Origin of the sequence: Vibrio sp. 10N.247.310.98, assembly GCF_041467395.1 — a bacterium.
Lineage (GTDB): Bacteria > Pseudomonadota > Gammaproteobacteria > Enterobacterales > Vibrionaceae > Vibrio > Vibrio crassostreae_C.
This window is the reverse complement of record NZ_JBFSUL010000003.1, coordinates 18,846-43,238: the sequence shown is the minus strand read 5'-3', so window position 1 is coordinate 43,238 and position 24,393 is coordinate 18,846. Positions and strand designations below refer to the sequence as shown.

The following is a 24,393-nucleotide window of genomic DNA, read 5'->3' as shown; positions in this document are numbered from 1 at the left end:
GAGTGCTGTTATTCAGCAGTTTCTACGATAACTTCTTCAACTTGTACTTCTTCTTGGTATTCGAAACCAGGGATCGTTGCGTCAACACGACGGTTTTGAGCACGACCTTCAGCTGTATCATTTGATGCAACTGGGTTCTCTTCACCTTCGCCAGTAGCAGTGATACGCTCAGCTTCGATACCTTGCTCTTCGATGTATGCTGCTACTGCTGCCGCACGTTTCTTAGAGATCATCATGTTGTACTCAGCTGCACCTGTTGAATCTGTGTGACCAACAATGTTAACGGTAGACTGAGGGTATGTTTGTAAGACTTCCACAATTGGCTGTATAGCGGCTTTACCTTCGTCTGAAAGTTCTGTGCTGTTAGTCGCAAATGTACCTTGAGAGAAACTCTCAGTTTGCGCTTTGGTAACCACTACCTCCGCTTCCTCTTCAACGACCACAGCTTCTGGCTCTGTGATTGGTTCAGAAGGTGCTTGAGTTACAGCCGCCGCAGAAGCTGCAGCCGCTGATGCGGTTGTATTACCCGTGCCGAAATTGTAGCTAAGACCTACTGTGACAAGGTTGGAGTTTAGGTCTTGGATGATCTTATCGTCAAAATCATCGAAGTATTGGTACTCCACTCTCAGCGCCCAATCGTCTGAAAGCTGTTTCTCGGCACCGATACCTAAGGCTAAAACAACGTCGTCTTCGTCATCGTGCATGATGTAAGCAGGACCTGCTTTAAAGAAGATATCAAACTCTTGTTTAATCGCTAGTCGATACATTGGGCTTAAAGAAATGGCTACGATAGAATCGCTGTATCTTTGAGTCGCTCCGTTGTTGTTAAAGCTGGTGTCATAATCACCTAAGTAATCTGCATTCAATTCTAGAGCAATGTTATCGGTAAAGTTGTAACCACCGTAAATACCGCCCGCCACTGAATCATCTTCACAATCAATGTTGTCGACACAAGCGCTATCTAGCCAACCCATGCCAACTTTTGCGCCTACGTATGTCGTTGCGGCAATTGATGGAGCAGCAGCGAAACCTGAAGCAGCTATCACAGCACACATGATTTTTGACAATTTTTTCATAATCTTATCCTTGGATTAACTCTTATTGTTATCTGAATGAGCCTTTAAAGCGACGACTTACTGATTGGGACACTGCAACAGTAGATCGTTCAAGGCGTAGATTCCGGTCGAACCTATCTTGGAACTGTTATTACATTGTTAGTACAGTTGCTTATTATGGTCAATGAAATTGTTAAAAATTATATATTTAAGGTGCTATTTACAGAGGTTTTTGTCAATTAATTGCTGTCTCAAATGTTGGAAACGAAGAAACCTCGTATCATTTTTAGGCGATACGAGGTTTCATTTTCATGTGTACGGAATGTTTGGTTGGGTAATCTAGGTGATTACCGTTATGGGCGCTCACCAGCTAACAAACGTTTTTCAATATCTGCAATGACACCTGGTAGGTCTGCAATGGTATCGATTAGGTAGTGTGGGTTTGATTTGTTTAGCTTAACGCTTGCTTTTTCACGTGCAGCTGCAAGTGTTGTCTCGTCTGCATCTAAATATTCTTGATACGTTAAGCCTGCTTCGTTCCCCGATAATACAAGTCCAACTGTCCACATGCCTGCGTTGTGACCCTCATCGATCCCCGGTGCTGCGTCGTCTACTTTTACACACGCAGCAACGCTAGTTACACCTAGATCGATTACGTTTTTCAGTGCCATAAATGGAGCAGGGCGACCACCTTGAGGTAAGTCATCGGTCGCTACCACGTTATCTGGTCGGTAACCGTAATCTGCAGCAGCAGGAATTAAAACATCCATCACTTCACGTGGGTAACCTGAACAAGACCCGATCTTCACGTTCTTCTCTTTTAGGTTATTGACCACTTCTATCGCATTCAAAATAGGTGCTGCGTGATCGGCTACTTTCGCTTTTTGAAGAGGCATGAATGCCGCGTAGATCGCGTCAACGTCTTCACTTGTCATGGAGCGTCCGAACTGAGCCTTCCAACGAGCGTCAACAGCTGGAATTCGACCCACTGCTTGGATGTGGTCCCATTTGCCGATCCCCATAGGTTCACGCGCTTCAGCTAAGTCGATGTCAAAGTCGAAACCTTGTTTGAATGCTTCAACGAAGATGCTAGTTGGAGCAAACGACCCAAAATCAACGATAGTGCCGGCCCAGTCAAAGATAACCGCTTGGATAGGTGATGTCGTGTTCATAATAGTGTCCTATTTTTGTGTCACTCCCAGTTCAAAGTTCTGGGAAACAAATGGTTGTTTAAGGTTATTGGTTTAAATGTTGATTTCGAGAATTAAAGGTATTCAAAATCTTTGCAGACTTTTGTTATCGCGTTTTCAAATACAGATAGAGCGGCTTCTAGCTCGCTACGGCTGATGATCAATGGTGGGCTCAATTGAATCACGTTACCTTGTGAAACCTTAAAGCTCAGGCCATCGTTCAGACATTGGTAAAGTACTGCTTCTGCTTCATCGAACGCTCGGTTTTTGGTGATATGGTCAGTGACCAATTCCACTCCCCAAAGCAGACCGATGCCGCGAACGTCACCAATGACTGGGTATTTCTCTTTCATTTGAAGCAGTTGTTCACGCACGAATGCGCTGTCCGCTTGTACTTTTTCAAGTAGATTTTCTTGCTCAATCACTTCCATCGTAGCCAGTGCCGCCGCGCAGCCAATAGGACTTTTCTCGTGGGTGTAGTGACCAAGTGATACTTGCGCTGCCGTGTTGTATTTGTCTTTAGTGACCATGGCTGCAATTGGAACCAAGCCCCCGCCAAAACCTTTACCGATACAAAGAATGTCAGGTTCGATATCAAAGGCCTGGTGAGTGAACCATTCGCCACTACGACCCATACCGTTTGGAATGTCGTCGATGATCAACATGACGTTATGCTTATCGCAGATCTCACGGATGCGCTTCCAGTAAGCTTTGCTTGGAACCTGAACGTCTGTGTTACGCACTGCTTCCGCAATGAAGGCACCAATGCCACCTTCTTTTTCAATCACATACTCAAGGTAATCGGCATAGTGCACATCACATGCCGTCTCATTGTTATCGCCTGAGTTTTGCCCGCAACGCGATAAAGAGACATTAAGCGGAAAAGCACCACGATAGGAAACCGCTGGTGGAATGCGTTCTACGCCAGCCATTAATGGCCCCATGCCTTCGCGGAAACACGCTTCGCCACCCACTGAAATCGCATCAAGTGACGCGCCATGGAATGAATCCCACAATGACACTACTTTGAAATTATTGGTGACATGTCGAGCTAGTTTTAGCGCCATGCCGATCACTGATGTGCCACCGGGAGCAAACAACACGCGGTTCAACTCACCACCGCAGATCTGTGTCAGCTTTTCAGCGCATTGAACGGCTGTTTCATTGGTAAAGCGACGTGGTGAAAACGGCAATGAAGCCATTTGTTGAGTCACTTTATTAATGATATGTGGATGGCCATAACCCAATTGATGAACATTGTTACCGTGAAAGTCCATGTACTTCTTGCCCGTCGCATCTTGAATGTAGATGCCTTCAGCTGCTTCAAGTGTGTCTAGACAAGGCGTTGACATCGCTTGATGAAGAAATACGTCAGAGTCACGTTTTAACATCGCTTGAGTCGCATCATCGTTTAGCGACTCGTTCCATTTCTCACGCGCTGGCGTGGTGTTCACATCGCCTTCGCTTCGAAAGTGTGTCGCCTTTAGAACAGAATCTTGATTGGCCATCGTCATTATTTGATGTCCCAGTACATAGCATTCTTAATTGCGCCAATTAGAGCTTCAATGTCTGACGGATACACTTCACCGATGTTACCGATTCGGAAACAGTCGGCGTTTGAAACCTTGCCCGGGTAAATCACAAAACCTTGTTCTTTCAAACGGTCATAGAATTCCTTGAATTGGTAATCGCTATGAGTTGGAGAATAGAAAGAGGTAATGATAGGTGAATGAAGATCATCATTAAGCAGTGGCTCAAAGCCAAGAGAGCGCATACCTGCAACCAAGGTAGTTTGGTTGGTTTGGTAGCGATTATGACGAGCTTCGATGCCACCTTCTTGCTCCAATTCAAGTAGAGCTTGGTAGAAAGCTCGCACTGTATGAGTTGGAGAGGTGAAGCGCCATTTACCATGGTTGCTTTCCATGCAGTACCATTGGTCAAACAGGTCAAGGCTTAGTGAACGAGCCTGGCCTTTGCATTTTTCCAGTTCCGATTGCTTCGCAATAACAAAGCCGAACCCCGGTACACCTTGAATACACTTGTTTGCTGAGCTGATCATGTAATCGACACCTAAGTCAGCGATATCCATAGGGATGCCACCAAAGCTCGACATTGCATCGAGAATGACGGTTTTGTTGTGCTGTTTTGCCAATTTGGCAATGTCTTCAATTGGATTCAGCATGCCTGTCGTGGTTTCACAATGCACAATCGCAACGTGAGTAATGTCTGAATCCATGGCCAATGCCGTTTCCATTTCGTTCAAGTCAGGCTGTGATGTTTCACCTGGGGAAACGACATGGCATGGAATGTTTAAGTATTCTGCGATTTGAGCAATACGAGCGCCGTACGCACCGTTATCAACAACAAGAAGCTTACCGTTGTTAGAGATAACGCTACCGATTGTTGCTTCTACTGAAGCGGTGCCGCTGCCTTGCATTAATACGCTTGTATATCCCGCTTGCTTAGTCGCTAAAGTCACTAGCTTGCTACGAATCACTTCAACAACGTCTTTGTTGTATTCATCATCCCAAGTACACCAATCTTTTAACATCGCTTGGCGAACGGTTTCAGAAGTAGATAAAGGGCCCGGTGTCAGCAGTAAGTATTCGTTTCTCATGTTCAACTCTCGTGATTTTAATTTTGGACTATACCAATATTTAGAGTTACTTTAACAACCAATTTAAACGGTCGTAAATAGCCCAAACATCATTTTCACAAAAGCTTCATATTAAAAATGGTCACTTGTCTTGAGAAAGTTTTCGATCTTTAAATTGCCATTTTTCGTTCATTTAATCGTCACAAAAGCCAGTTAGCTTAATAATCGAAATCTGGTACATACCAGCGTGAGGGGTGTGTGCCAACAACTGGAATGAATTTTTGAATATAGGTGCCTCTCGATAGGGCTTCTAGCTTTAACAACTTTAACTTTGGCAATTTTTAATTTTGGCAACTTCTCACTCTAGAGTTGGGCCTGACTGGAGAAAATGATGAAAAACCGTTTTATGAAAGGATCACTTGCAGCTTTAGTAACTCTACTAGCTGGTAACGCTTATGCAGCACAGGAAGTGACGGTTTACACTGCTTTTGAAACTGACATTCTGGCTAAATACAAAAATGCTTTCGAAAGTGAAAACCCAGACATCAACATCAAGTGGGTGCGTGATTCAACAGGGATCATGACGGCAAAATTATTGGCCGAGAAAAACAACCCTCGCGCTGAGGTAGTTTGGGGACTTGCTGGTTCTTCAATGGCACTACTTAAAGAAGAAGGCATTCTGAAACCTTATACGCCTCAAGGTGTAGAAGCGTTACGCGCTAGCCTTAACGACCCACAATCTACTCAAGCTTGGTATGGCAATGACGCATTCTTCAATGCAGTTTGCTTTAACGAAGTAGTGGCTAAGCAATTGAACCTACCGGCACCTAAGTCTTGGGATGACCTAACGAAGCCTATCTACAAGGGCCATATTGCTATGCCAAACCCAGCGTCTTCTGGTACAGGCTACATGCAGGTTTCGGCTTGGCTACAAAACATGGGTGAAGACCAAGGTTGGAACTACATGCAGAAGCTAGACCAAAATATTGCTCACTACACGCACTCTGGTTCTAAGCCATGTGTTCAAGCTGGCATGGGTGAAGTCGCTATCGGTATTTCTATGGCGAGCCGTGGCGCTAAGCTGAAAACTCAAGGCGCTCCACTTTCAGTGATTACGCCTGAAGGCATCGGCTGGGAATCTGAAGCGGTAGGTCTTGTTAAGCCTTCTGATGCAGCACAACGTGTTATCGATTGGTCTATTTCTAAAGCGGCAAATGAGCTTTACATCGAAATGTACCCAGTTGTTGGTCACAAAGATGTGACAGGCAAAGCAGAGAACTTCCCTAATGTAGAAAAGAACATGGCAAAAATGGACTTCGCTCGCATGGGCAGCGAACGTGCCGACGTTCTTAAAACATGGTCTGACAAGTTTGACGCTAAATCAGAGCCAAAATCTTAATCTGACGACCTAGTCAGTTACTTAACTATTTAGTTCATTAGAAGTTAGAAATCAGTAAAGGAAGGCTTCGGTCTTCCTTTTTTAGTTTTACGCCTTCAGGTTTTAAGTAAGGTACAACAAATGACAAAGCACTACTCATATTGGTTCAAGCAAGCGTTGGAACAAGAGTTTGGCAACATCAATGCGGGGCTAGATTCGGCTAAGCCGCTCCAAAAAGATGTCAACTGTGATATCGCCATTGTTGGCGGTGGCTATACGGGTTTATGGACGGCGATTTTAATCAAACAACAGCAACCCGAAAAGCATGTTGTCGTGATTGAAAAAGGCCTATGTGGTAGCGGTGCTTCTGGTGCGAACGGCGGTTGCATGCTGACGTGGTCAACCAAGTATCCGACGCTGAAAAAGCTCTATGGAAAAGAACAAGCGAAATGGTTGGTTAAGGAATCGGAAAAGGTTATATACGAGATCGAATCCTTCTGTAACGAACACAAGATTGACGCGCATCTATATCGCAGCGGAACTTACTACACGGCGACCAATGAAGCTCAAAAGGGTGGAATGGAGCCTGTTGTTAATGAGCTGGTTAAGCAGGGTATCAATAGCTGGAAGAAGTGCGACAATTCTTTGGCTGATAAAGCGGGATCTGAACGCCATATTGAGGGTTACTACTCAGAAGCTGCGGGTAGTGTGCAGCCAGCGTTATTGGCTAGAGGTTTGCGCCGAGTCGCGCTTGAACTGGGTGTCGAAATTCACGAAAACACAGAGATGACATCACTCGACTATGGCTCTCCCGCTCGAATTCAAACCAAAGGCGGGTCAGTATTTGCGGATAAAGTGATTTTGGCACTCAATGCGTGGATGCTCGATCACTTTAAAGAGTTCAAACGCAGCATTGTGGTTGTCTCTTCAGATATGGTGGTGACCAAGCCCATTCCTGAAAAGCTCAAGCAGTTTGGCCCAGAGAAAGGGGCGGCGGTGGTGGATTCGCGTATCTTTGTCCACTACTACCGAGATACCCAGGACGGACGACTCATGTTGGGCAAAGGCGGCAATAAATTCTCGTTTGCCAATCAAGTTGAAAGCATGTTTAACCAAACGACTAACTACCTGCCGATTCTCAATCAATCGTTCCAAAAATTGTTCCCTAAATTGGAACAAAGTGAATTCGATTACAACTGGTCTGGCGGCTCAGATCGTTCGGTTACCGGATTGCCATTTTTCGGTAACCTAAAAGGCCAAAGCAACATCTATTATGGGCTTGGTTACTCTGGAAATGGCGTTGCTCAAACCCGTATGGGCGGGAAGATTTTGTCAGCAATGGTACTCGATATCGACAATACTTGGACACGAAGCGGTTTAACTAAAGGCCCATTAGGGCACTTCCCGCCAGAGCCATTTCGTTGGATAGGTGCGATGATGGTGCGTGATGCGGTACGAAGAAAAGAGAACGCGGAAGATTCGGGTGACACGCCATTGTGGCTAGATAAACAGTTATCCAAACTCGCAGGTGCAGCGGGCAAAGCCGACAAGGTTGAATCATAGATTAATCTAGCGTTTAAATTAGAAGTTTACATTGAGGCTCTCAGTGATTTATGGGCAAGTCACTGAGGGCTTTCAACGTTGAACTAACTTTCAATGTTGAACAAATAGCAATTTTTAATGCTTATTATATCTGCAATATAACTGTCATTTAGCTTCTATAAATTTGTCACTCAACTGCAATATTCTCAGTATAAATTTGGTATATACCATATAGAGAGTGCTGTAGTATGAGCAACCAAACTTATTTGAATATTGAAAACGTTGTAAAGCAATTTGGCCAATTTACAGCGTTAAAAGACATCTCCCTATCGATAGATAAAGGCGAGTTCGTCTGCTTCCTTGGCCCATCTGGCTGTGGAAAAACCACCTTATTACGTGCGATTGCAGGCCTAGACTTACCAACGTCAGGTTCTATTGAGCAGAACGGTAATGATACGACCTTCTTGCCACCAGAAAAGCGCGACTTTGGCATCGTGTTCCAATCTTACGCTTTGTTTCCAAACCTCACTGTGGAAGAAAACATTGCGATTGGTCTGAAAAACCAAGGCATGTCGACCAAAGAAGCCCTTGAGACGGTTGAGTCTTGGTTAGAGACCATTGGCTTACCAACGTCTGGTCAGAAATTTCCAAATCAGCTATCTGGTGGACAGCAGCAGCGTGTTGCTCTGGCTCGCGCATTAGCCTTGTCTCCAGGCTTGTTGCTACTCGATGAACCGCTTTCTGCGTTGGATGCGAAGGTAAGAACACACCTACGTGATGAGATCTGCCAACTGCAACGCAAATTGGGTATCACCACTATTATGGTGACGCACGACCAAGATGAAGCGTTAACGATGGCAGACCGTATTGTCGTGATGAATCATGGTGTTATCGAGCAGGTCGGTGCTCCTCAAGAGATCTACCAAAAACCTGTCAGTCGTTTTGTGGCTGAGTTTGTTGGTAGCATGAACTTTATTCAAGCTTCTGTTGCGGCTCAAGGCAAGATGCGTATTGCTGAGTCAATGCTGCCGTTACCTGGCTTAGATAATCTCACGCCAAATCTGGGTGATGTTTTTGATATTGCCGTTCGTCCAGAGCAAATCCAGTTTGTTGATCGTTTTAGTGAATCCTTGCCAGTGAGAATCGTATCAAGCGAATTCTTAGGGGCGTTTTATCGTGTTGAGTGTCAATTGCAACATGACTCAACGGCGAAAGAGATCATCGTTGATGTACCCGTCAAAGAGTTCAACCGATTGAAGCTGCGTCGCAGTGATATTCGTTACGTGGCGTTTGATCAAGAAGGCCTTAGAGCTTACTCATCGAAAAGCCTGCAAGTGATGAAAGACGAGGCGGCGTAATCAATCATGGAATCGACTCAAATGATGCAATCTAAGCTGCTAATTCAACGACGAGTACAACCTTTTCTGGCTCGGTTAAGCAAAGACAACGTAATTCTATTTGGGCTGTTGGCCTTTTTGTCTGTGGTCATGACGTTGTTTATCCTGATGCCACTGTGGGCAATGTTGAAAAAGAGTGTTCAGAACGCAGACGGTGAATTTGTAGGTTTACAGAATTTCGCTACGTATTTTGCGTCTCAAAGCCTGTGGCAGTCGGTAGGCAATACCTTCACGCTTGGATTGCTAGTGACCGTAGTCGTGGGTGTCTTGGCGTTTGGTTATGCCTATGCGCTAACTCGTTCATGCATGCCTTTTAAGGGGCTTTTTCAAGTACTGGGTTCTGCGCCTATTCTTGCTCCGTCACTGCTTCCTGCAATCAGTCTTATCTTCTTATTTGGTAACCAAGGTATCGCTAAAGAAGTCTTGGGGGGCAACTCGGTTTATGGTTTGATTGGTATCTCACTGGGCTTGATATTTTGGACGTTTCCACACGCCTTGATGATTCTGACCACCTCATTAAGAACCTCTGACGCTCGCCTTTATGAGGCAGCACGTGCACTCAATACTTCATCGTTAAAAACTTTCTTTATGGTGACGTTACCTGCGGCAAAATACGGCTTGATCAGTACCCTGATCGTTGTGTTTACGCTGGTGGTTTGTGACTTTGGTGTGCCAAAGGTGATAGGTGGTAGCTACAACGTGTTATCGACTGACATCTTTAAGCAGGTGGTTGGTCAACAGAACTTCTCTATGGGTGCAGTAACCAGTATCTTGCTGCTATTACCTGCGTTGCTTGCGTTTACCGTTGACCGCTGGGTTCAAAAGAAACAAAAGAGCTTGTTTGATACTCGTTCTGTCGCGTACCAACCTGAACCTAGTTCACTACGTGATGGCTTATGTTTCCTTTATTGCACCATCATCTCTGCTGCTGTGGTTATTGTGTTGGGCATGGCGATATACGGTTCGATGGTCACCTTCTGGCCTTGGAACAAAGCGCTGACGCTAAACAACTACAACTTCGCAGAAATGAGTACTTATGGTTGGGCGCCATTCTTCAACTCTTTAACCCTCGGTGCTTGGACTGCGATTATCGGTACCGTATTGATTTTCTTAGGCGCGTACTGCATTGAGAAGGGCAGAGCATTTGGTCCTGTTCGTCAAGCGATGCAAATGCTCAGCGTTGTTCCGATGGCCGTTCCGGGTATGGTGCTGGGTTTGGGTTATATCTTCTACTTCAATGATTTGAGTAACCCACTTAACTTCTTGTATGGCACGATGGCGTTCTTGGTGATTAATACCGTGGTTCACTACTACACGGTAGGGCACATGACGGCGTTAACGGCATTGAAACAACTGCCTTCCGAAATTGAAGCAACAGCGGCTTCGGTAAACTTACCGCAATACAAGCTGTTCTTTAAGGTGACGGTACCTGTTTGTCTGCCGGCGATTTTAGATATTGCGACATACCTGTTTATTAATGCACTTACCACGACATCTGCGGTAGTATTCTTGTATTCTACCAATACGATTCCAGCGTCAGTATCAGTACTGAATATGGACGATGCAGGTCAAACCGGTGCAGCAGCAGCGATGGCGGTGATGATCATGATATCTGCAGCGAGTGCGAAGTTGATTCATATGCTAATCAACAAGTTATTCGATAAGCGCACCCAAGCTTGGCGTAAACGCTAGCGAACCACTTATATTGCAGTTGGCCAAGGAGTGGCTGACGACAAGAACAAGAATGAAAGGAAATGAAGTGCAGTACGTAAAAATCAAAGATGTCATCGTAGAGCAGATAGAGTCGGGGATGTTAACACCACGACAGAAGCTGCCTGCGGAACGTAAGCTGGCTGAATCGTTTGATACGACTCGAGTTACCTTACGCGAAGCCTTGTCTTCACTTGAAGCGGAAGGGCGCATTTATCGAGAAGACCGACGTGGTTGGTTTATCTCTCCCGAGCCGCTTCGTTACGATCCAACACAAACGCTGAACTTCACCAATATGGCTCTATCGCAGAATCGACAGCCGAAAACTGAGTTGGTGGCGGCGAAAGGAATGTTAGCAACCAAGGAGGCGACTCGGCTTCTTGAGTTACAACCTTTCTCGGACGTTTATCGAGTAGACAGAGTTCGTTATCTTGAAGATAGGCCGGTTGTGTATGTGACCAACTACATTCGACCAGAGTTGTTCCCTAACTTGCTTGATTATGACTTGTCTAAATCGTTGACGGACATCTACCGCGAACACTTTGGTGTGGTGTATCAGAAGATCCGTTACCGAGTGAGCACAACGTCTTTACTTGGCGAGACAGCGCAAGCCCTGCGTGCGACTTCTGGCTCACCTGCAATGGTTGTTGAGCGTGTTAACTACAATCAAAACGGCGATCTGATTGACTGTGATATTGAGTATTGGCGTCATGACGCGATCAGTATTGAGTCAATCGCGCAGCTAGAGCGCTAGTCATACGTTAGAACGTTAGCATATCTGCAATTATGCAGGATTGCCCAATTGAAAAGTTCAAAGGTCTCTTATTCGGAGGCCTTTTTTTATCACCTGTTGTCAGCCGTTGTGCTAATTCATCTATAATTTAGGAATGAAATGGAATTCTCTGCCATCGTCATCGTGACTATTTCGGCTTTGCTTCACGCGGGTTGGAACGTTCTAGGTAAATCGAATCAAGGATCGGGCTCGTCTTTCTTCTTAGCCTCTGGCTTTGCCGCTGCTGCGATATTGACTCCCTATTTGATTTGGTTCATTTACAGTGTCGGCTTTGTGGATATCACGCTTTTATTCTGGAAACTACTTCTTTTAAGTGGTATTTGCCAAATCATCTATTTAATCGGCTTAGGTGTAGCCTACAAGCAGGCCGATATTGGGGTGATTTACCCGATGGCACGAGCGCTGCCCGTGTTGATGGTGGGTTTAGGCACGGTGTTGATAGGCTATGAGCTGTCACCTAATCAATGGTTTGGCTTCACCTTGATTACCTTGGGTTGTTTGTTTGTACCACTTAAGAAGTTTTCAGATCTTAGGTTAAAAGCGTATCTCAACCTTGGCGTACTGTGGGCGTTAATCGCGGCCATTGGTACCACGGGCTATTCCATCATTGATAAAGAAGCGCTTCTGTTACTCGATCCTTTGAGCACACCAGTTATAACTAACAAGCACACCGCGATTTTCTACCTAGGTATCCAGTTCTGGGCAATTGTGATTCCGTTGAGTGTTTGGTTATTCGTAACCAACCAAAGAATCGAGTTTACTAATGCTTGGATACTGCGAAAGAAAGCCACGCTTGCAGGCATTATGATGGCTTCGACCTATGGCTTAGTGCTGTTTGCGATGACCATGACTGAAAATGTCAGCTTGGTTGTTGCTCTTAGGCAAGTGAGTATCATTTTCGGCGTAGTGATGGGGATCTACTTTTTAAAGGAAAAGTGGCACGCGACTCGCGGTGTAGGCGTATCTCTAATTATTGCTGGCTTAGTTATCTCATTGACTTAAAAGATCGCCTGAGTGATTGGGGATTTGTGAATAGGTATCTCTATTAAGTTAAATGAAAAAACGCCCTTAGCGAAACAAACTTCGTTAAGGGCGTTTTCTATTTATCTAGCAAGAAGATATATGTAGTGACAGGTTTAACCTGCTAAAGCTTGAGCATCTTGTTGCTTCAACACTTTGTGGCCATCTTCAGTGACGCCACGTTTCCAATAACTACTGATGTAGATGTTCTCTTTCGCGACTTCTTTTTCGTTGCGGAAGTACTGTCTTAGCTCACGCATGCTTTCAAATTCACACGCTGTCCATATTGAAACCTGACCTTCTAACCATTCTGTGTTGCGCACGGTTTGTGAAAGTGACTCTGAGGTTTCATCTTCAATCAACCAGGTTACTTTGATACCTTGAGGAGTCTCAAGTACCTGCTTATCTGCTGCTGAGTTGATCTGAATGATAGCGTGCCCCGTTGCTGTTTCTGGGAGCGTTTTTACTTTTGCAGAAAGCGCAGGTAGGGACGTCATGTCTGCAACTAAGAAGAACCAGTCTGACTCTAGGTTAAGCCCCTGAATTAAACCAGGGCCAGCCACTGAAACCGTGTCACCCACTTTTGCGTTCATTGCCCATCGAGCCGCAAAACCACATTGCAAATCTGTAGTGATATGGCGAACAAAATCAACTTCAATCCACTGCTCTACAGGATTGTACTGACGAATGGTGTAAGTGCGCATGGTTGGGCGCTCACCTTCGTTTAGCTGGCTTAAATCAGTCGTGCCAAGTGGCGAGAATAAAAGCTTGATGTAGCCGCCGGCACATTCTGTTGGGTATTTACTTAATCCCTCACCGCTAAGCGTTATGCGCTGCATGTTTGGAGTAATTGTTGAGGTTTGAGTAACGGTTAATGTGATAGGGCTAGGCTTGCTCATATAAGGCTCTCTTAGATTTGGATTTCCACATCATAATCCTGAACTAAAAAACACTCAATACTAATAGTTATCATTTACTTTGATTTACACATGTACTACCTAACTTATACGACAGATCCTATTGGGAAACGGATCCTACAAAAAAGAGCCCTTTAGAAAACTAAAGGGCTCTTAGGATTGGTTTGACTCAGCGAACAGAATTAGCTGTTTGCTTGCTCTAGTTCAATCGTTTCTTCAGCGGCTTTCGCAGCTTCTAGCATCTTACGAATAATGAACGATGCTGCCATTGCGATACCTACCATCACGACGGCAAGAACAGTCAGCATTTGGAAGTAATCACCGTAAACCGTTTGCACGATCTCTTGTGTGATCTCTTGACCTTTCTCTAGTGCAATAGACGTTGAGAATACCGCGCCAACAATGCCTGATAGTGCGATAGCAACAGAGAACAAGCTTACTGAGAAGTTTTCAATGTGCTTAGGTGCAACAGACAGGATGAAGGCTACAACCATTGAACCTACAATCACTTCACCGAATGCTAGGAAGAAGTGAATCGCTAGGAAGACTTCTGGGCGGATCAGAATATCGTCACCAACTGTCGTTACTGCCATCGTAAGGATACCGAAAGCGATAGCCGTAAGGATGAAAGAGAAACCGACTTTGGTTGCAGTTGAGAAGTTAATGTTTTTCTTTTCTAGGTTAGAGAAGATACCCGCGATGATAGGGCCAGCAACCATACACCATAGTGGGTTCATTGCCATTGAAGCTTCAGGTGCGACAGGGATGAAACCAAATAGATCGCCACGCATTGTGTTGATCGCTACCATTGTCATCGAAGTCATCATCTGACCGTAGTACACGAAGAAACATGTCGTCAGGAATGTGATGATTAAGATAGTCCCCATTTTTAGCATGTCTGATTTCTTCGATTTCATCATCAAAGAGACAAAGTAGATGATCGCTGCACCACCGATTGCGTACACGATGTTTTGGCCAATATCCATGTTAGAGAACATGAAGAATACCAAGCCGATCATTGCTGCAGAAAGACCAAGGAACGCTGCCCAGTTTTTAGTGCTTACTGGTTTTTGGTCGATTTCAGCACTTGCTTCAACAAGGCCTTTGCGAACAAAGATCATCATCAGAAGCGCAGCACCGGCTAGAACCGCTGAAAGAAGGAAACCACCGTGGAAACCAACAACAAGTACTAGCATTGGGAACAGGTATTGGCCTAACAGAGCACCAATATTGTTTACTGAGTAGTTGATTGGGTAGCAGTTCTCAAAATCTTCTTGAGTTTTGAACGTGCGTTTGTAAAGACTTGGGTAAGAAGGGGACATCAAACCACGTGCATAACTTGCTAACGCAATACCACATAATGCCATCGGAACATTGGTTGCTGCTGCACCAAGTACCAGTAGAACGTAACCACTTGCGAACCCTAGGAAGGCAATGGTTAAAGATCGGTAAGCGCCTAAAAACTTGTCGGCGATAAAGCCACCTGCGATAGCAAATAGCGGTCCGATTGCAGAGAAAGCACCAACAACCATCATGGTGTCGGCTTCATTGTAGTTCAGATCTTCAAGGAAGAAACGAGTCAAGATCACCATGACGCCATAGAACGAAAGTCCGAACATCATTTGGCAGAACATCATTGATTTGTTTAATCTATTCCACATTATTTTATTCTCACGTTTGTATTAATATGTAGTGTAATTATCCGATTATAATATCATTAGTAGTAATACATAAAATGAAATATCTGTCCCAAACAGAACTTTACTCGATATATCTTTTCTTATGAGTGCATTCATATTTCTCATGAATGAGGTTTGCAACGTTAGATTTTGCAAGTGGATGCATGGCGGTATGAAATTTAGCCATCATCATTTGTGGCTAAGTAATGAACTAATAAAGGGAAAGTTAGAGGTAGTCATTCTATAAGTTATTTTGAGTGAGTATCACTTTCAATTGTCTGCTGGGCTTTAGCCAATAAAAAAGCCAGCTTGGTGGCTGGCTTTGTTGAGATATTGAAAACTAAGTTTACAAGAATGCCGTCTCTATAGAGGCTTTCTCTACTCGTGTTCCTGTCTGTTACTCACACGGGGGTGCCATGTGAATCACGGCCAGGCCGCCTAGAGAAGTTTCACGGTACTTCTTGTTCATGTCTTTACCTGTTTGATACATGGTCTCGATAACCTTGTCTAACGAGATAAGACACTTGCTGGTACGTTTCAACGCCATGCGCGATGCATTGATGGCTTTCATTGCACCCATTGCGTTACGTTCGATACATGGCACCTGAACAAGGCCACCGATCGGATCGCATGTCATGCCCAGTGAGTGTTCCATCGCGATCTCAGCGGCAATACAAATCTGTTCGTTGCTACCACCACGTAGGGCAGTTAGGCCTGCTGCGGCCATTGATGAAGAAACACCGACTTCACCCTGACAACCTACCTCTGCGCCAGAAATCGAAGCGTTGGTTTTGTATAAGATGCCGATTGCGCCAGAGACTGCCAAGAAGTCTTTAAGCTGCTTGGTGTCTAGCTCCTTGATGAAACGATGGTAGTACATCAATACCGCAGGAATAACCCCAGCTGCACCGTTGGTAGGTGATGTCACGACCTGACCGCCCGCTGCATTCTCTTCACTCACGGCAAAGGCAAATAGGTTAATCCAATCCATGATCTCCATTGGATCGTTTTCAATCGAGGCATTCGCTTCAAGCTTTTTAAGCAGAGCAGGTGCTCGACGAGTGACTTCTAGGCCGCCATCAAGGATGCCTTCCGTGTCAAAGCCACGCTGCATACACAGAGACATCACCTTCCAAATTTGGTCGGCTTTCTGGTCAATCACATCCATACCTTGGAATGAAACTTCGTTACGTAGAATTAAGCCACCAAGGCTCAGTCCTTGTTGTTCGGATAGTTCAAGCAACTGATCAGCAGAAGAGAAAGGGAACTCAACTTGAGTTTCTGCTTCCTGTTTGCCGTTTTGTAGCTCATCAGCGGTTGCGATAAAGCCACCACCAATCGAGTAGTAGGTTTCCATATCCAGAAGGCTGCCGCTTTCGTTAAAGGCAGAGATAGTCATACCATTTTCATGCAGCGGAAGGTTGGTCTTGTGGAAGAGCAGATCGCTTTCTACATCGAAATAAATTTCATGGTTACCGCTAACCAATAGAGATTTATCTTCAATCGCCTTACGCATTGCTTGGTTAGCACTGGTGATTTTAATGGTGTCGGGGCGGTTACCTAGCAAACCTAACAAGGTCGCTCTGTCTGTGTGGTGACCAATACCCGTCAATGATAACGAGCCGTATAAGTCGATTTGAATACGCTTCACTTGCTTAAGCTGAGCATCAATTTTTTTGGTAAAGTTAAACCCAGCGATCATTGGTCCATTTGTGTGGGAGCTGGATGGTCCAACCCCAATTTTGTAGATATCAAAAATAGACAGCATAGTAACTTCCTGTGAAGACGGTTCGATGGACGAACTCTGTGTAAAATTTGTATTTGGTTAGTTGCACTTCTTTGAGTGAACCTGTTCTGTGGGTGAAACAGTTATGCGATAGAGCGTATTCATTGATTGAAAGGGCTCTTTTATCGACTAGTGCTAACAAGCATAGAGCGATGAAATACAAGAGCGTGCTATGTTTGCTGTAAAGCGACACGTTTATTCTTGTATTACCTAAGATGTCGCTATCAATAGTGAGCATTATTGCGAGCAACATATAAGAATTTCAAAATACTTTTGTTAACAAGTATTGTATACATAATTCACTCCATCTAATCCCCAAAACGAGACTTGAACATAAAATGAGCATTAATCACCTCCTTATTGTGCTGGGTAAGCGACTTAATGAGAATAAATTGACTGATGAAGGAATCAGTCGAGTTGATGCTTTGGTTGAGTATCTGGCGGAGCCTTTGGTAGAAGAGTCGAATCAGCAAACTGCGGTAGCATTTTGTGGTGGGCTAACAAAAGGGCAAACACTGTCTGAAGCCGACGCGATGCACCAGTACTTTAGAAAGCTTGAAAAGCAGCGTGAACATCCGTTTTCTTTAGGGGCGATTTTGCTCGAGCAGCACTCGACCAACACTGTCGAGAACATACAGAACTTGGCCTCAGAGATGATTGCAAGCGGGCTGTTTACTCGCGGGCAAAGTGTGCAAGTGACATTCGTTTCGAATGACTACCATTTACAACGTATATTCGAGATTCAATCGCTCATGGGCGAGCAAGGTTTGCTTAAAGTTCTCATCGAGAAGTGTTCCGCACTTGGGGTAGAGCAGCAAATAGATCGCAGGTTGGAGGCTCATGTTGCGGTGTCATACCCACATCAAAGTGCTCAGGGGCAATTGTTTCTGTTGATGGACGTACTGACGACCTACCGAGTTTATCTTGAAGGTGTTTGTGCGGGCGCATTTAAGCGAGATTTAGAGTTGGTTAGACGAGAGCCAGAAAGACTGTCTTTGGAAGCATTGATCACTGCCAAAGAGCTCGTTGGACGTTCATCTGACTTTGACATTGTGGAGAGTTTACTCCCAGCATTGGAGCGCTGTATCCAGCAGACTTCAGTGGGTACCGATGTAAAAAAAGTCAGGGAATACCTAGCTCTACTAGATACTAACCTGACTTTATTGAATCGTTATTTAGATCCGGAATCGGATCACACACATCGCTGGTGGCGATAGGTGATTATTTCTTTCTCGTGATGCCAAAAGCTAGAAGTTCAGTGCCTTCTTCAGCGATGTTTTTAACCGCTCGAATGTAATCATCGCCCATAACATTGTGCCAGAAGGCTCATGTGTTTTTTTACAGTGATTAACTTTGGTTTTCTGAATCTTGCTCATGGTTATTGCGGTAGTACTCCCACTGTTCAATGCGCTCGCCGTCATCGAATACACAGTAAGTTGTACGCTGATTGTTTTCAGTAACCGTGTCTAATTCACCGTCTTGTTGAACACAATAAACCGCTGCTGGGTTAGCGACTGAAACACGTTGGCCCTCGCTATATTCTGCATAGTCGTTTGCACAACCGCCTAATACAACGGCACATACAGCCATCAAACCAATTTTCTTCATGTCTATCTCCTACGTGATAACTCTATAATCGAATGCGTTAAGTTCTACAGAACCAAATGAGAAGCTCTATGAAATTAGTATATTTTAGATTTCAGAAAAGGTTGTCCTAATTTGGTCAAGATATTGAAATAGGTTGATATTTCTTCATGTTTAACGACTTTTTGAGTGTTAGATCAAGCTAAGTGGATTCAAGTTACCGTAGGAATATCCCCGTCCGATCCGTTCTGGTTAGCGGTTGTGAACCTCGAATCTATTGATGATTATGATATGATGCCGCCAAATTCAGTAGAGCAGTCAGAATCATGAGACACCTAAAAACAACCATCCATCCTGATATCGACCATCTAGACAATAAAACGGTCTATAAGCGCAACGCTGCCCGTGCCATTGTGTTAGATGGTGAAGACATTCTGATGCTGTATACAGAGCGTTATCACGACTACACCATTCCTGGTGGTGGTTTGGATGAAGGGGAAGATGTGATCGCAGGTATGGTTCGTGAACTCGAAGAAGAGACTGGCGCGAAGAATATCCATAGCATCAAGCCGTTCGGCATTTTTGAAGAGTTTCGTCCTTGGTACAAAGATGATGCAGACATGATGCACATGATTTCTTACTGCTACTCATGCAAGATCGATCGTGAGCTTGGTGAAACGGCTTACGAAGATTATGAAGTGAAAAACGGGATGAAACCGGTGTGGATGAATATCCATGAAGCGATCGCTCATAACGAAAAGACCATGGCAGAGAGCCCTAAGAAGGGCATGAGTATTGAACGTGAAACCTTTTTGCTGCATTTGATTGCCAAAGAGATGCTTTAGCCGTTATCAATACTAGCCTGCTAAGCTATTTATTTGCCGCCACTTTTGGCGGCAAAGTTGTTTCTAGCAATGCTAAAACTTAATACCCGAAACTAATTATTGAATATGGTTGATATTGTCAACTAAGTGTTTTTGATGTATCTTTACCTCAGCGATGAACCTATCTAGCTTAACTGCCCGGTTATATCGTTAAATCTCGCTGTGAGCCTACCCTAAACAAAGAATACTATGAATAAAAGACAGTTTATTGCCCATTATCTGCGCATGAATCGCACCTCGTACTTATTGGCGATTGTGTTCATCTTTCTCGTCAACTGGTTACAAGTAGAGATCCCTCGCTATATCCAATTGGCGATAGATTTGATTGATGATGCCTCTTCAACTGGCCACCAACAGCTTCAAACCTATGTTTGGATTGTGGTCGGGATGTCGGTTGCCATGGTGGTGGTGAGAATTCTGTCTCGTATCTATGCGCTTAATCCGGGGCGAATTACAGAGGCCGCACTTAAAAGTACACTTCTACAAAAGTTGAATCGCTTACCGAGCAGCTTTCACGAACGCTTTGCTTCGGGTCGACTGATCTCGATTATCAACAATGACCTTAGTGGCATTCGACTGCTGTTTGGTGTCGGCTTCTTGCAGTTCTTCAATGCCTTGCTTGCGTTGTCGTTGACGCCTCTTTACATGTGGCGCATATCGCCAGAACTCACACTGTATTCGATCATTCCTATCTCAATCGCTTTTGTGATTTTCCGTGTGGGCTTCAAGCGTATGAAAGCGCTGCATTTAGAGCACATGAAGCGCCTACAAAATCTGTCTGCTCAGCTAATGAGTTACCTGTCTGGGATTGATCTCATTAAGAGCCAGCAGATGTCACCTTGGGTGAAAGCTGAAACTGAAAAACTGAACCAGTTATTGCTTGAATGCCGCCTTAAAATTACACGCATTCAAGTCTTCTTTATGCCGGTACTCGACTACGCCAATGACCTGATGAAAATCATCATTCTTGGGCTTGGTGGCTACATGTTAATGAGACAGGAACTCACACTTGGTGAGATTACCGCCTTTCTGACTTACTCAGTTTTGCTCGCTATGCCATTGATGCAACTTGGCAGAATCGCGACCATTTATCAGCGAGGCATGGTCGGTATCCAAAGTGCACAAACCATTCTTAATGCCAAAGTCCCAGAGCTAGATGAAGATAAGCTTACTGAATTAGATGTTGAATCGCTGAAGGGAGAAACGTTTTCCGTTCGCAATCTCAGCTTCAGCTATTCAGGTGAAGAACGCGTGATTCTCGATGACATCAGCTTTGATATTCCACCAGGTAAGAAAGTGGGTGTGTTAGGCGGGATCGGAGCGGGTAAAACGACATTAGTGAACTGCTTAAACCACCACTTGGATGTACCACAAGGTTCTGTTTTCCTTGGTGAAAGAGATGTCACTAGCTTCTCACGCAGTGACTTACGCCGTTACGTGAAAACCGTGACTCAAGACCCTTACCTGTTTTCAGCAACCGTCGAAGACAATATCCGCTTTGGTAGCCTAGATACCGATTTGGCAAAGAGTCAGGTTGATGAAGTGCTAGAGCTCAGCCAGTTGGCTAGTGATGTGACACGTTTTGAACACGGCGATCAAACCTTAGTCGGTGAGAAAGGGATCATGTTGTCAGGTGGTCAGAAGCAGCGCTTAAGTATTGCGCGTGCTTTATTGCAACCCACCGACCTGATCATCATGGATAACGTTCTATCGGCTGTCGACTATGAAACAGAACGTAAGATCTTGGAAGGTTTGTTTAAACGTTTGGAAAATCAATCGGTTCTTGTGGTTTCACACCGCGTTAATGCCCTTGAATATATGGATGAAGTCATCGTGTTGAACGAAGGTAAAGTGATCGCGAAGGGCGACCACGCCACGTTATTGAAAACCTGTGATTACTATTACGATACATGGCAACTACAGCAGAATGAAACGGAGGCAGCAGCATGTTAAAACGTGTTGATCTCAAGTACCTCAAGCACTTTTTTAAGTTTGCTAAGAAATACAAAGGCTCTGCGATTCTGGGCATCGCTATGCTTCCTCTTTCTGTCATCACGAGCTTGTTGTTCCCTTGGCTGATCATTCAAGTGATCGATGTTCACCTGAGTCACGGGGATATGGATGGTCTGCTCGAATACGTCTTCTATCTCGCTGCCGTGCTGGTGGCGAGTTATGTGGTGGATACCACCTATTCGTACAATCTGCGTAAAACTGGTCAATACACGATAACTGACATGCGCTCAGTATTGTTTGCTCGCGTGCTCAAACTACCGCGCAGCTATTTTGATAACACACCGATTGGGGTAACGCTTTCACGATTAACCAGTGACTTGGAAACCATCGGCGAGACGTTTGTTCAGTCGGTTGTAGGGCTAGTTAAAGACAGCATCAATACCATTGCTCTGTTGGTGATGATGTTCTTCATTGATTGGCAGTTAACGATGATTGTATTGATCATTATGCCGCCAGTGATGTATTTGACGGTGTATGTGAGAAACCGACTTCGTGCTCTCTATAAGGTGACTCGTTCTTCTCTCGCTCGCGGTATTGGCTTTTTACAAGAAGTCTTATTTGGCATGAAAACCGTTCAGATGTACCGAGCGGAAGAGCAAGTCGAGCAACGCTACCAAGGCTATACCGATGAGTTTTTAAGAGCGCAGAAGAAGATCAATAAATACGATGCGATTTTGTTCTCGTTTATCTCTGGCATCACCTCCATCACTATCGCGATTATGATCTGGTATGGCTCTGAGCAAGTGTTAGAAGGGGCGCTCACCTTGGGTGTGCTGATTGCGTTCATCAACACCTTAGAGAAAGTGTTTGTTCCGATTCGTGACTTTACTTCGCAGATCGCTTTGATTCAGAGTTCATTTGCAGCGTTTGACCATATTGAAGAGCTGTTTGTTGAGCCGACTGAAGAAGAAGGGCGCAACCTGTTGTCATCTAACAAGGTTGAGAAGCAGCTTGAACAGTTTGTGAGCCTAGAGTTTAAGAACGTAAGCTTCCGCTACAAAGACGACTCTCCCTACGTTCTAAAGAATGTCTCGTTTGTATTGGAGAAAGGGCATCAAATCGCGCTTGTGGGTTCGACGGGCTCGGGCAAGTCGACGATTCTGCGTCTGATCTCTAAAGCCTACCAAGATTATGAAGGCAGCATTTTGTTGAATGGAATAGAGCTGTCACAGATCTCAAGTGAAGACTCTGCTCATTTGTTCTCAATGATGATGCAAGACGTGCACTTATTTGAAGAGACCATCCAATTCAATATCGCGCTGGGCAAAACGCATCTATCTAGAACTGAGGTTGAACAGGCGGCGCGCTATGTTTATGCCGATAAGTTTATTGAACAATTGCCACAAGGTTATGACTTCCACTTGGAAAAGAACGGCTCTAACTTGTCTGTAGGGCAAACGCAGCTTATCTCGTTCGCTCGAGCGGTTGCACAGGGTGGTCAATTGATGATGCTTGATGAGGCGACCAGTTCGGTAGATTCAATCACTGAAGACCTGATTCAAAAAGCAATGCAGCGCCTTTTCAAGGAAAAAACCGTGATTGCGATTGCACACCGTTTGAGTACCGTTCGTCACTCAGATACGATTTTGGTGTTGGAAAAGGGTGAAATTGTTGAGCAAGGTAATCATCAACAGCTGGTGGCACACAATGGTATTTATGCTGGCTTGTTACAAGAATCGATTGTAGAAACGGGCGATTCTCAAGTAACGGTTGCCTGATCACCTCAAATCAGGTTTACCGTTATCGATACTATGAATTGGTGTTGCTTATGTTTCACCAATTTCTATTCTTTTCTAGTATTCCCAGTAGCTTAGGGAAAATAAAACATATTTTACGATTATTAATATGTTATGATCTCCCTACTACTAAAGGGGTGTCTTAGGGCATCGGGATGTATGCAAGCAAAAAGAACCGGCTTGTGTCAGTCACTTTCTGGCGAATATGGAATCGAAAATGTTGTTGGAAGAAGTTGTAGAAATTATCGAATTAACCGACTCAGACCATTTATCTCAAGCAATGGAACTGTTTAACGAGCATGGTTTTGTTGATGCTGAGTCTTTACCTTTTATGAATGTTGTTTTTGAAACAGCACCAGATCAACTTGCGAAGAAGCTGTCGCAGATTGGTTTTAAAGGTTTAGTGCAAGTCGAAAAGAATGAAGATGCATCAGGCTTCACCATTATTGATGCTGACCGTGTTCTGCTAAAAGATTCTGCTTAGTCGAAAGGCTCTGCTTAGCTGCAAGATTCTTCTTAATAACAAGAATAAGATTCAGCTTAGTGAAAAGACTCTATCCAGTTCAGTAACACCCGTTATGATTATTTGAGGTTAACACAGTGACAACAGCAACCGTTTCATCAACAGAACAACATATTTCCAACGAACATGCGCTTTTAGGTGCATCGTTATTAGCGTCTCAAAAAGTTGAGTTGGCTCTGTTCAGTGTGATCTCTAAATTAGCTAAAGCGTTGCCGAAAGAAGCACAACAGCCACTCGATTTGGACTTGTATACCTTTCTAAGAGAGAAACCAAGTGAGCAAGCTGCTACGTTGATCTTGTACGAACAAACCTTTGGTGAGCAGCTTCCGTTAAAAACAAACGAACTTAACGATTTTATCTACCACAGAAATCTTGTTACTCGTGGCTTTTGGCGAGTGACTGGCGCTGATGTGAAAGGCGGTGAGAAGCTTGCTAACCCAGAGCTTTATTTAAAAGAGTTCTTAGCCAAATGCGAATATTGGCAAGTGATGATAGATACTCACAGCAAGTAATCAAATTGAAATAAGAAAGCCATAGCGAACATGCTATGGCTTTTTTGTTGTTTGTGCAAATTGTCTTGAATTCTTTGA

The 24,393-nt window shown here is 44.4% G+C and carries 20 protein-coding genes; 12 read left to right on the top strand and 8 right to left on the bottom strand.

Going from position 1 to position 24,393, the window contains the following annotated elements; translation table 11 throughout:
* Positions 1-8 precede the first annotated feature (8 nt).
* From AB6E78_RS01930 to phnW, 4 genes are all read right to left on the bottom strand, one after another.
* The gene (locus tag AB6E78_RS01930) at positions 9-1,076 is read right to left on the bottom strand and encodes an OmpA family protein (RefSeq protein ID WP_372132479.1); all 1,068 of its coding nucleotides are present in this window, start codon (positions 1,074-1,076) and stop codon (positions 9-11) included.
* 332 nt (positions 1,077-1,408) lie between these two features.
* On the bottom strand, positions 1,409-2,227 hold the full coding sequence (gene phnX / locus AB6E78_RS01925) for a phosphonoacetaldehyde hydrolase (protein ID WP_050649212.1): 819 nt from the start codon (positions 2,225-2,227) through the stop codon (positions 1,409-1,411).
* Between the two features lie 92 nt (positions 2,228-2,319).
* Positions 2,320-3,759 (bottom strand): aspartate aminotransferase family protein, encoded by a 1,440-nt coding sequence (locus tag AB6E78_RS01920; RefSeq protein WP_372132476.1) that lies wholly within the window; start codon positions 3,757-3,759, stop codon positions 2,320-2,322.
* Positions 3,759-4,862, bottom strand: a complete 1,104-nt coding sequence (phnW, locus tag AB6E78_RS01915) for a 2-aminoethylphosphonate--pyruvate transaminase (RefSeq protein ID WP_136999165.1) — start codon at positions 4,860-4,862, stop codon at positions 3,759-3,761. Before phnW ends, AB6E78_RS01920 begins: the two co-directional genes overlap by 1 nt.
* 367 nt (positions 4,863-5,229) lie before the next feature.
* Between phnW and AB6E78_RS01910 the strand changes: the two genes are divergently transcribed.
* The 6 genes from AB6E78_RS01910 (at position 5,230) to AB6E78_RS01885 (ending at position 12,663) form a co-directional block, all read left to right on the top strand.
* Positions 5,230-6,240, top strand: a complete 1,011-nt coding sequence (locus tag AB6E78_RS01910; protein ID WP_372132472.1) for a putative 2-aminoethylphosphonate ABC transporter substrate-binding protein — start codon at positions 5,230-5,232, stop codon at positions 6,238-6,240.
* Between the two features lie 120 nt (positions 6,241-6,360).
* The gene (locus AB6E78_RS01905) at positions 6,361-7,782 is read left to right on the top strand and encodes an FAD-dependent oxidoreductase (protein WP_372132469.1); all 1,422 of its coding nucleotides are present in this window, start codon (positions 6,361-6,363) and stop codon (positions 7,780-7,782) included.
* A gap of 227 nt (positions 7,783-8,009) precedes the next feature.
* Positions 8,010-9,119 carry a putative 2-aminoethylphosphonate ABC transporter ATP-binding protein gene (locus tag AB6E78_RS01900; RefSeq protein WP_017067332.1) on the top strand — a complete coding sequence of 370 codons (1,110 nt, stop codon included), beginning with the start codon at positions 8,010-8,012 and terminating at the stop codon, positions 9,117-9,119.
* Positions 9,120-9,140: 21 nt separating this feature from the next.
* On the top strand, positions 9,141-10,850 hold the full coding sequence (locus AB6E78_RS01895; protein ID WP_372132466.1) for a putative 2-aminoethylphosphonate ABC transporter permease subunit: 1,710 nt from the start codon (positions 9,141-9,143) through the stop codon (positions 10,848-10,850).
* A 67-nt stretch (positions 10,851-10,917) separates the two neighbouring features.
* Positions 10,918-11,622, top strand: coding sequence for a phosphonate utilization transcriptional regulator PhnR (phnR, locus tag AB6E78_RS01890; protein ID WP_029235340.1), 705 nt, complete (start codon positions 10,918-10,920; stop codon positions 11,620-11,622).
* 138 nt (positions 11,623-11,760) lie between these two features.
* Positions 11,761-12,663 (top strand): multidrug transporter, encoded by a 903-nt coding sequence (locus AB6E78_RS01885; protein ID WP_017059509.1) that lies wholly within the window; start codon positions 11,761-11,763, stop codon positions 12,661-12,663.
* Between the two features lie 134 nt (positions 12,664-12,797).
* On the opposite strand, the gene AB6E78_RS01880 is transcribed toward AB6E78_RS01885, so the two are convergent.
* The 3 genes from AB6E78_RS01880 to AB6E78_RS01870 form a co-directional block, all read right to left on the bottom strand.
* Positions 12,798-13,580 (bottom strand): siderophore-interacting protein, encoded by a 783-nt coding sequence (locus AB6E78_RS01880; RefSeq protein ID WP_372111588.1) that lies wholly within the window; start codon positions 13,578-13,580, stop codon positions 12,798-12,800.
* 200 nt (positions 13,581-13,780) lie between these two features.
* Entirely contained in the window at positions 13,781-15,259 is a 1,479-nt protein-coding gene (locus AB6E78_RS01875) for a peptide MFS transporter (protein ID WP_080582209.1), read from the bottom strand.
* A gap of 415 nt (positions 15,260-15,674) precedes the next feature.
* Positions 15,675-17,045, bottom strand: a complete 1,371-nt coding sequence (locus tag AB6E78_RS01870; RefSeq protein ID WP_137001340.1) for an L-serine ammonia-lyase — start codon at positions 17,043-17,045, stop codon at positions 15,675-15,677.
* A gap of 356 nt (positions 17,046-17,401) precedes the next feature.
* Between AB6E78_RS01870 and AB6E78_RS01865 the strand changes: the two genes are divergently transcribed.
* Complete coding sequence (locus AB6E78_RS01865) at positions 17,402-18,280, top strand: YdcF family protein (protein ID WP_372132463.1); 879 nt, start codon at positions 17,402-17,404, stop codon at positions 18,278-18,280.
* A 130-nt stretch (positions 18,281-18,410) separates the two neighbouring features.
* Here AB6E78_RS01865 and AB6E78_RS01860 read toward each other — a convergent pair whose 3' ends face one another.
* Positions 18,411-18,671: a DUF333 domain-containing protein gene (locus AB6E78_RS01860; RefSeq protein WP_017059521.1), complete on the bottom strand. Its 261-nt coding sequence runs from the start codon at positions 18,669-18,671 to the stop codon at positions 18,411-18,413.
* Between the two features lie 302 nt (positions 18,672-18,973).
* Between AB6E78_RS01860 and AB6E78_RS01855 the strand changes: the two genes are divergently transcribed.
* The 5 genes from AB6E78_RS01855 to AB6E78_RS01835 all read left to right on the top strand — a co-directional run bounded on the left by AB6E78_RS01855 (position 18,974) and on the right by AB6E78_RS01835 (position 24,315).
* Positions 18,974-19,492, top strand: a complete 519-nt coding sequence (locus AB6E78_RS01855; protein WP_017059522.1) for an NUDIX hydrolase — start codon at positions 18,974-18,976, stop codon at positions 19,490-19,492.
* A gap of 228 nt (positions 19,493-19,720) precedes the next feature.
* Positions 19,721-21,484: an ABC transporter ATP-binding protein gene (locus AB6E78_RS01850; RefSeq protein ID WP_372132460.1), complete on the top strand. Its 1,764-nt coding sequence runs from the start codon at positions 19,721-19,723 to the stop codon at positions 21,482-21,484.
* Positions 21,478-23,262 (top strand): ABC transporter ATP-binding protein, encoded by a 1,785-nt coding sequence (locus AB6E78_RS01845; RefSeq protein WP_372132457.1) that lies wholly within the window; start codon positions 21,478-21,480, stop codon positions 23,260-23,262. The genes AB6E78_RS01850 and AB6E78_RS01845 overlap by 7 nt, the downstream gene beginning before the upstream one ends.
* Positions 23,263-23,497: 235 nt before the next feature.
* The gene (locus AB6E78_RS01840) at positions 23,498-23,764 is read left to right on the top strand and encodes a hypothetical protein (RefSeq protein ID WP_017059525.1); all 267 of its coding nucleotides are present in this window, start codon (positions 23,498-23,500) and stop codon (positions 23,762-23,764) included.
* 116 nt (positions 23,765-23,880) lie between these two features.
* Positions 23,881-24,315, top strand: a complete 435-nt coding sequence (locus AB6E78_RS01835) for a hypothetical protein (RefSeq protein ID WP_372111601.1) — start codon at positions 23,881-23,883, stop codon at positions 24,313-24,315.
* Positions 24,316-24,393: the final 78 nt, after the last annotated feature.